Annotated in this window: 1 protein-coding gene; it reads left to right on the top strand. The window is 69.1% G+C overall.

The annotated features are described in order from the left end of the window. A partial coding sequence (locus HGG74_RS20745) for an FdhF/YdeP family oxidoreductase (protein WP_168489435.1) occupies positions 1-2,154 on the top strand: 2,154 nt, incomplete at both ends.

The raw sequence follows: 2,154 nt of genomic DNA, 5'->3' as shown, positions 1-2,154 counted from the left end.
GCCCAGGCGGGGGTGGCCCGGACGGTGGCTTCGATGCTGCGGGTGAACCAGCGCGGGGGGTTTGACTGTCCGGGGTGTGCGTGGCCGGAGCCGATTGCGGGGGCGCGGAAGCCGGCGGAGTTCTGCGAGAACGGGGCGAAGGCGATCGCGGAGGAGAACACGCTGCGCACGGTGGGCCCGGAGTTCTGGGCGGCGCACTCGATCCAGGAGCTGGAGTCCCGGACGGAGTACTGGCTGGGCAACCAGGGCCGGATTACCGAGCCGGTGGTGATCCGCGAGGGCGAGAGCCATTATTCGCCGATTTCCTGGACGGAGGCGTTTGAGCTGATCGGGGAGCACATCCGGGCCACCACCCCGGAGCGGTGCGTGTTCTATACCTCCGGGCGCACGGCGAACGAGACGGCGTTTATGTACCAGCTCTTCGCCCGGTCGGTGGGTACGAACAACCTGCCGGATTGTTCGAACATGTGCCATGAGTCCTCCGGGTCGGCGCTGAACCCGACGATCGGGATCGGCAAGGGCACGGTCTCGCTGGAGGATATGCACAAGGCGGAGCTGATCCTGGTGGTGGGCCAGAACCCGGGCACCAACCATCCGCGGATGCTCTCGGCGCTGACCGAGTGCCGGGCCAACGGGGGCAGGGTCGTGGCGGTGAACCCGCTGCCCGAGGCCGGGCTGCTGAAGTTCAAGGACCCGCAGAGCCCGGGGAACCTGGCCCGCGGCGGGGACCAGGTCGCCGATGAGTTCGTGCAGATCAAGGTCGGCGGGGACCTGGCCCTGTTCCAGGCCCTGGGCCACCTGCTGCTCGAAGAGGAGAAGCGCGCCCCCGGCACGGTGGTGGACCATGAGTTCATTGCCGCGGCCACGCACGGGTTCGAGGACTACCGCCAGGCCCGGGCCACCATCGACTGGGCCCGGACCGAGCGGGCCACCGGGCTCTCCCGGGAGCAGATCGAGCGCGTGGCCGGGATGCTGGCCGCCTCCAAGGCCACGATCATCTGCTGGGCGCTGGGGCTGACCCAGCAGCCGCACTCGGTGAACACGCTGCGCGAGATCATCAACCTGCTGCTGCTGCAGGGCAACTTCGGCAGGCCCGGGGCCGGGGCCTGCCCGGTGCGCGGGCACTCGAACGTGCAGGGCGATAGGACCATGGGCATCTGGGAAAAGCCCGCCGAGCCGCTGCTGGCGGCCCTGGATGCCGAGTTCGGCATCGACTGCCCCCGGCACCACGGGCTGGACGCGACCGAGACGCTCGAGGCGTTCATGGACGATAAGGTCGATGTGTTCGTCTCGATGGGCGGGAACTTCGCGCTGGCCTGCTCGGATACCGCGGCCCTGGAGGCGGGCATGAAACGGGCCGGGCTGACCGTGCACATCTCCACCAAGCCCAACCGCTCGCACATCGTGCACGGGCGGACCTCGCTGATCCTGCCCACCCTGGGCCGCACCGACCGGGACGATAAGCACCCCGGCGGGGCCCAGTTCCTCTCGGTGGAGGACTCCATGTCGGTGGTCAAGTCCACCCGGGGCCGGCTGGCCCCGGTCAGCGAGCACCTGTTGGCCGAACCGGTGATCATCGCCCGGATGGCCCAGGCCACCCTGGGCCAGGACCACCCGGTGAACTGGCGGGCAATGGCCGAGGACTACGACGTGATCCGCGAGCACATCTCGCGCGTGATCCCGGGGTTCGAGGACTTCAACACCCGCGTCCGGGACAAAAACGGGTTCGTGCTGCCGAACCCGCCCCGGGACAGCCGCTCCTTCGCCACCGACATCGGCAGGGCCCGGTTCAGCGTCAGCCCGCTCGAGTACCTCGAAGCCCCGGCCGGGCACCTGATCCTGCAGACCATGCGCAGCCACGACCAGTACAACACCACCTTCTACGGCCTCGATGACCGCTACCGCGGGATCTCCGGCGGCCGCCGGGTCATCCTGGTCAACCCGGCAGATCTGGACGAGCTCGGCTTCGCCGACCGGGACCTGGTCGATGTGACCAGCACCTTCAAGGGCACCGAACGCCGCGCGGAGAAATTCCGGCTCATCGCCTACCCCACCGCCCGCGGCTGCGCCGCGGCGTACTTCCCCGAAGCCAACGTCCTGGTCCACTCCGACCTGGTCGCCCGCGAATCCAACACCCCCGGCTACAAGGCCATG

It is taken from the genome of Arthrobacter mobilis, from assembly GCF_012395835.1.
GTDB lineage: Bacteria > Actinomycetota > Actinomycetes > Actinomycetales > Micrococcaceae > Crystallibacter > Crystallibacter mobilis.
Note: the sequence above shows the minus strand (reverse complement) of the source record. Positions and strands in the feature narration are given on the sequence as shown.